The organism is Nocardioides bruguierae (genome assembly GCF_023656415.1).
Lineage (GTDB): Bacteria > Actinomycetota > Actinomycetes > Propionibacteriales > Nocardioidaceae > Nocardioides > Nocardioides bruguierae.
On sequence record NZ_JAMOIL010000031.1, the window covers coordinates 46,783 to 53,909 of the forward strand.

General features: G+C 73.2%; 4 protein-coding genes. 2 read left to right on the top strand and 2 right to left on the bottom strand.

Features of this window, described 5'->3' with window-relative positions:
• Nucleotides 1-17 precede the first annotated feature (17 nt).
• Nucleotides 18-539 carry a hypothetical protein gene (locus M8330_RS18495; protein WP_250828519.1) on the bottom strand — a complete coding sequence of 174 codons (522 nt, stop codon included), beginning with the start codon at nt 537-539 and terminating at the stop codon, nt 18-20.
• A 141-nt stretch (nt 540-680) separates the two neighbouring features.
• Nucleotides 681-4,028, bottom strand: a complete 3,348-nt coding sequence (locus tag M8330_RS18500; RefSeq protein WP_250828520.1) for a response regulator — start codon at nt 4,026-4,028, stop codon at nt 681-683.
• A 313-nt stretch (nt 4,029-4,341) separates the two neighbouring features.
• Here M8330_RS18500 and tyrS point away from each other — a divergent pair, with 313 nt between their 5' ends.
• Nucleotides 4,342-5,613 (top strand): tyrosine--tRNA ligase, encoded by a 1,272-nt coding sequence (gene tyrS, locus M8330_RS18505; protein WP_250828521.1) that lies wholly within the window; start codon nt 4,342-4,344, stop codon nt 5,611-5,613.
• Between the two features lies 1 nt (nt 5,614).
• On the top strand, nt 5,615-6,643 hold the full coding sequence (locus tag M8330_RS18510; RefSeq protein ID WP_250828522.1) for an alpha-hydroxy acid oxidase: 1,029 nt from the start codon (nt 5,615-5,617) through the stop codon (nt 6,641-6,643).
• Nucleotides 6,644-7,127 lie beyond the last annotated feature (484 nt).

The window sequence follows — 7,127 nt, forward strand, 5'->3', positions numbered from 1 at the left end:
CACGCGGCGGGGCGCGCTCAGCGGCAGCGCGCGACGGTGACGGCCTGCGCGAAGACCTCGACGCTGCCCGCGGCACCGGGCGCGGTCTCCTCGCCGCTGGAGTCCAGCTGCAGCGTGGCGCCCCCGGCCAGGTGGATCGTCCACGTGCCGCGCATCGGGGCGGTCCCGTCGTGGGCCTCGTCGAGCTCGGGCACGGAGAAGTGCACGGCGCGCACCGTGTCGAGCGGGTGCCACGTCGCCCGCACCCGGGCACCGAACGGCACCTGCTCGTCCTCGAACGACCACGGCTCGCGGGCCTCCGCGTGCACCTCGACCAGGCCGCCGGCCACCAGTGCCGCCAGCAGCCACTCGGTGCCCTCCTGGTCGCGCACGGCCACGCACTGCTGCGGGCGGTGCCCGAACGCCAGCAGCGCCTGGATGGCCTGCCGCGGCGCCGTCGTCCCGCGGTCCACGAGCAGCCGCGGCAGGTCGCCGAAGTGGCCGGCCTCCTCGCGGGGGCTGCTGCCGAGGCGGGGCATGCGTTCGAGGCGGGGGCTCATGGCCGCTCCTGGTGGCTTCGACCCGGGGTGGGTGAGGGCAGGACGTCGGACGCCACCGCAGCGGGCGGCGTCACTGCGCCCATCGGCAGGAGACCGGCCGGTCTGAGGCCCGGGCTGGTCCAGGCCCGGGCTGCTCCGTGCTCAGCCTCCGGTGCTGAAGGTGGCCGCGTAGGCGTCGAGCGCGGCCCGGGCCTGCACGAGGGCCTGCTCGGCGGTGTCGATGAGCGGCGCGGCGCCGTGGGTCGTCCCGGTGTCGGCGAGCAGCTCGATCGTCTGGAGCGCCACGCCCGCCTCGCGGGCGCCCAGGTTGAGCGCGCCGCCCGCGAGCTTGTGCGCGTGCTGGCGCAGCCCCACGACGTCACCCTCCGCGGTGGCGGCCCGCAGCAGGTCCACGACGTCGAGGCTGTTGCGCGTGAAGTTGCCGATCGCGCGCTCGAGGTACGCCGTGGAGCCGGGGTCCAGGTCGCGCAGCGTCTCGAGCCGCGGGAGGTCGAGGCCGGCCAGCTCGGGCCGGGTCGCCAGCTCGGCGACGGTCGGGCCGTTCATCTCCTCCTGCGCGGTCTGGGGGGTGGACGTGTCCATCAGGGTGCCTCCGTGGGGGGTCGGGGACTCGGGGGAGCTCAGGGGGCCGGGAGCGGACGAGGAGCCCGCGGGTGTGCGGGGCGGCGGCACGCCTGCGCGGCCGGAGGCCAGGTCGGCCCGCGCCTGCTGGGCAGCGGGGCCGAGCCAGGTCTCGAGGGCCGCCGACAGCGAGGCGGGGTCGACCGGCTTGGTCAGGTAGTCGTCCATGCCCGCCTCGGCGCAGCGCTCGCGCTCGCCCTCGACGGCGGCGGCGGTCATCGCGATGATCGGGCAGCGCGGGCGCCCGCCCATCTCCTCGGCGTCGCGGATGCGGCGGGTGGCGCCGTAGCCGTCGAGCACCGGCATCTGCACGTCCATCAGGATCGCGTCCCAGCGCTCGGTCTCGGCGGCCAGGACGGCGGCCTGGCCGTCGTCCACGGTGCGGTGGCCGTACCCGAGGTGCTCGAGCAGGCCCGCGGCGACCATCTGGTTCACCGGGTTGTCCTCCACGACGAGCACCCGTCGTCCGGCGCCCGGCCGGTCCGCGCGCGTCGCGCTGCTGCGGGTGGCGGTGCCCTCGGCGCCGAGCTGGCTGGTGAGCGCGGAGCGCAGGACGTCGCTGAGCACCGGCTTGACGAGCAGGTCGTCCACGCCGGCGGCCTGGACCTCGGTGGTGGTCAGGTGCGTCACCGAGGTGAGCATCAGCAGGCGCACGTCCGCGTTCGCGGGGTCGTCGCGCAGCGACCGGGCCAGGGCGAGCCCGTCGCGACCGGGCATGGCCATGTCGAGCAGGACGGCGGCGTACGGCCGCCCCTCCTCGCGAGCCCGGCGCACGGCCTCCTCGGCGCCGTCCGCGTCGACCGCACCGTCCGGCTCGACGTCCCACCAGCGCAGCTGCTCGCCGACGATGAGCCGGTTGTGGTCGTGGTCGTCGACGACCAGCATCCGCAGGCCACCCAGCAGGTCCCGCGCGGCGTCGTCGGCGCCGGCGGGCAGCGTCGTGCGCGCCTCGCCGAGCAGCACGTCGAAGAAGAACTCCGAGCCGCCGGTCTCACGGGCCCGGAAGCCGATGGCGCCACCGTGGGCGGTGACGATCTCGCGCGAGATGGCCAGGCCCAGACCGGTGCCGCCGAAGGTGCGGGTCGTCGAGGCGTCCGCCTGGGTGAAGGGGTCGAAGAGGCCCGTGGCGCGCTCGGGGTCCACCCCGATCCCGGTGTCGGCCACGCTGACGTGCAGCCGGTGGACGGCCGCGCCGTCGGGCGTGCGCCCCGGCACGGACGTGGCGCGCACGACGACCTCGCCCTCGGCCGTGAACTTCACGGCGTTGGAGACGAGGTTCGTCAGCACCTGCGCGAGCCGCGTGGGGTCGCCCGCCAGCACGCGCGGCACGTCGGGGGCGCACGAGAGGACCAGCTCGACCCCCTTGCCGCGGGCGGCCTCCCCGAGCACGCCGGCGACCTGGTCGAACACCGGGCGGACCTCAAAGTCGATGACCTCCAGCTCCAGGCGCCCCGCCTCGATCTTGGAGAAGTCCAGGATGTCGTTGATGACGCCGAGCAGCGCCCGGGAGGCGACCTGGACGCCGGTGGCCAGGCGCTGCTGGTCGGCGTCGAGGCGGGTGCGCAGGAGCAGGTCGTTGAGGCCGATGACGCCGTTGAGCGGCGTGCGGATCTCGTGACTCATGGTGGCCAGGAAGTCCGACTTCATGCGGGAGGCCTCCATGGCGGCGTCGCGCGCCTCGGCCAGGTCGGCGACGACCTGCTCGCGCCAGGCCACGCGGGACATCTGCTCCGCGACGTGGTCGACGAGGCCCTCGACGAGGGTGGTGTCGACGACCGGTGCGGAGGCCTCGAGAACGACCACCGCGAGCACGTCGCCCCCGAGGGTGAGCGGGAAGCCGATGAGCGCGCCGGTCTCGTCCCAGCAGCGCTGCCCGCAGGCCGCGACCTGCCGGGCGAGGGGCGCGGTGAGCACGACGCGGGGGCCCGTGCTGTCGGCGGGCCAGGGGGAGACGCCGTCGTCGGTGACGACGAAGGCCTGCGCGCCCTCCCAGTCCGGCGGCATCTGGGTGACCGGCACGAGGTCGAGGAGGTCCTGCAGGGTCTCCGCCTGGTTGGCGGCGCTGGAGACGATGTACATGACGTCGTTCGTGGCGACCTGGGCACGCAGCGCCCCTTGGGCACGGATGGCCTCGGTGACGTCCTGCAGGGTGCCCCGCAGGGCGGTGATGGTGCCGTGCTCGTCGCGCACCGCCACGCCGCGGCCGCGGGTCCACTGGTACTCGCCGTCGACCTCGACGCGGGCGGTCTGGTCGAGGGGGGTGCCGTGCTCGACGAGGGCGGCCAGGCCGGCGGCCAGCTCCCCGCGGTCCGCCGGGTGGACGAGGGTGAGGAACCGCCCCGGCGTCCACGGGCCGTCGGAGCCGTCGAGGCCGTACATCTCGTCGAGCTGGTCGGAGCCGAGCATGTGGCCCGTCGCCACGTCCATCTCCCACGAGCCGACCCGGGCGATGCTCTGCGCCTCGGCCATCAGCCGCTGCGAGGCCGCGAGCTCGGCACCGACCGCGCGCCGGTCGGTGATCTCGGTGTAGGTGATGACCCAACCGCTGGGCGTGCCGTCCTCGTCGTGGGCCGCGCGCTCGCGGACCAGGCACCACAGCACGGTGCCGTCGGGGCGCTGGAGACGCACCTCCACGGCGTCCGCCTCGGCGCCGTCGGCCTTGCGCCGGAGCAGGTGCTCGGCGTACTGCGTTCGGCCGGCGGCGTCGAGCAGGTCCGTGACCGTACGCTCCGCGAGCCCGCCCGGGCCGACGCCCGCGAGCTGCTCCATGGCCGGGTTCGCGTAGACCGTGCGGTCCTCCAGGTCCACGACCCAGATGCCATTGGGCGAGCGCTCGACCACGTCGCGGTACAGCCCCGCCAGCTCCATCCACGACCTCCCAGTCCCGTCACGACGCGCCACACCGCGCTCGACCCCGCTCGTCCCAGCGTGGTCGTCGTGCTCGCGAAGAATACGGCCGCGGGCGGGTGGGCGGAAAGGAAAACGCACAGGCCGGACGGGGTGAGGCCGGTCTGCGGCGCGCAGCAGGACCGGTCAGGGCGGCAACTGGCTTGCGGGTCGACACCGGGCATGAGGCAGGCTTGGGCCCGGCGTCGAGGACCGGCGCCGCGCCCGGTCGTGCGGCCGGGCGGCACCAGCGCGGCCCGGCGGACGTCGGGCCCGGACGACGGAAGGGGCCGACGTGCCCATCGACCAGACCCTCCTCGACGACCTCGAGTGGCGCGGCCTCATCGCCCACTCGACGGACATCGACGCGCTGCGTGAGGCGCTGGCGTCGGGGAGCGTCCGGTACTACGTCGGCTTCGACCCCACCGCGCCCAGCCTGCACATGGGCAACCTGCTCCAGATCGTCACCGCCATGCGCCTCCAGCGGGCCGGGCACACGCCCTTCGTCCTCGTCGGCGGCGCCACCGGCATGATCGGCGACCCTCGCGACTCCGGCGAGCGCACCCTGAACTCGCACGACACCGTGCGCGAGTGGGAGGCGAAGGTCCGGGCCCAGATCGAGCCGTTCCTCTCCTTCGAGGGCGAGAACGCCGCCACGATGGTGAACAACCTCGACTGGACCCAGAACCTCTCGACCATCGACTTCCTGCGCGACATCGGCAAGCACTTCCCGGTCAACCGGATGCTGGCCCGCGAGACGGTCAAGCGTCGGCTCGAGGCCGGCGGCATCAGCTACACGGAGTTCTCCTACGTCCTGCTGCAGTCCATGGACTTCCTGAACCTGTTCCGCACCCACGGGGTCTCGCTGCAGTTCGGTGGGTCCGACCAGTGGGGCAACATCACCGGTGGTGCCGAGCTCATCCGCCGCGCCGAGTCCGGCACGGCCCACGCGTTCGCCACCCCGCTGATCACGAAGGCGGACGGCACCAAGTACGGCAAGACCGAGGGCGGTGCCCTCTGGCTCGACCCGACGATGCTCTCGCCCTACGCCTTCTTCCAGTTCTGGCTCAACGCCGAGGACGAGAAGGTCGGCGAGCTGCTGCGGGTCTTCACGTTCCTGGAGCACGCCGAGATCGAGGAGATCGAGGCGCTCACGGCCGAGAAGCCGTTCCTGCGCACCGGCCAGAAGCGGCTCGCCGAGGAGATGACGACGCTGGTCCACGGAGCCGAGGAGACCGCGCGCATCCAGGCGGCGTCCGCGGCCCTCTTCGGTGGCGGTGACATGAGCGGGCTCTCCGGGGAGACCCTGGGGGTGGCACTGCGCGAGGCCGGGTCGGTCCAGGTCACCCGCGACCAGCTCACCAGCATCGTCGACCTGTTCGTCACCGCCGGGTTGGTCGCGGGGCGCAACGAGGCCCGACGCGCGATCAAGGAGGGCGGCGCCTACCTCAACAACGTCCGCGTGACCGACGGCGATGCCGTGCCGGGTCCCGAGGACCTGGTGGGCGGCTCCTGGTTGGTGCTGCGCAAGGGCAAGAAGAACTTCAAGGGCGTGGAGGTCGTCTGAGGTGACGTCCTGGCAGGAGCGGCTGCGGGCACGGGCGGGGGAGCTCACCCCGGCCGCGGTGTGGGACTACGTCGAGCACGGCTCGGGGCAGTCCCTCACCCGGGACGAGGCGGCGCCGGCGTGGTCGTCGCTGCGGCTGTGGCCGCGGGTGCTGCGCGACGTCACGGACGCCGACCTCACCGTCGACCTGCTCGGCACTCCTGCCCTGCCGTGGGGCGTCGCCCCGACCTCGCTCCAGGTCGCCCTCCACCCCGAGGGCGACGTCGCCATGGCCCGCGCCACCGCCGAGGCCGGCGGGGTCATGGTCGTCAGCAGCAACACCGGCACGCCGTTCGAGGACATCGCGGCCACCGGGGTCACCTGGTGGCTCCAGGTCTACCTGCCCGCCGACCGCACCCTCGCGCTCCCCATGCTGCAGCGCGCCGTCGCGGCCGGGGCCTCGGCGGTCGTCCTCACCGTCGACACCCCCGTCGTCGCGTCGTGGGACGTGGCGGGGGACCTCGTCTGGGACGTCGTGCCCCCCGGCTCGGCGCGGGCCAACTTCCCCGCCGACCACGACTCGCAGCCCGGCTCGGAGAAGGCCACCGACCTCGGCCCGCAGGACGTGGACTGGCTCCTGCGGCGCACCGGCCTCCCCGTGGTCGCCAAGGGTGTCCTCCGACCGGACGACGCACTGCGCTGCCTCCAGGCGGGTGCCGCCGCGGTGTGGGTCTCCACCCACGGGGGACGTCAGCTGGACCGGGCGGTCGACACGGCCACCGCGGTACGCGCGGTGCGCGCCGCGGTGGGGGAGAGCGGCACGGTCTACGTGGACGGCGGCATCCGCTCGGGCACGGACGTCGTCACAGCGTTCGCGGCCGGCGCGGACGCCGTCTTCCTCGGCCGGCTGCCGCTGTACGGCCTGGTCGACGGCGCCGACGGCGTCGCGCAGGTGCACCGGCGGCTCCGCGAGGAGACGACCGAGGTGCTCCGGCTCACAGGGAGCAGGACGCCCCCGGACGCTCGAGGACTGCTCGATCCGGGCCTCTGAGCGGCGGCCCGTACCGCGCTGACCTGCGACGACGGTGCGGACCCGGTGGGGGAGCGCATCCGATTTGGCATCGCACCGCCTGGCGTCTAATGTTTCATCTGTCGCCAGGGAGCGGCGGGGAGCAAGGCCGGTCTGGTCGGGCTTCCGGCCCCGGGGTTGATGGTGTTGGCGAAGACGTCGCCGGGCCCGGTTTGGGTCTGTGAGAACGCGTCGCTAGCGTGTTGGAAGTCCTTTCGGGCTCGTCGGGAGATGGGTCTGGTTGGTGCGTGTGATTCTTGAGAACTCAACAGTGTGTCATTGATAGTCGACGAATTAGTTTGTTTATGCCCCTCTCGTTGGCATGGCTGGGCTTTGGTCTGGTTGTGTTGGTGGGTGGGTTTCTTTGACGATGATTCTGACAAGTTTGTCAGGTTCTTTCTGTCAGTGATTGATTTTGCATCATCTCACACTGTGTGTGGGTTTTCGATGGAGAGTTTGATCCTGG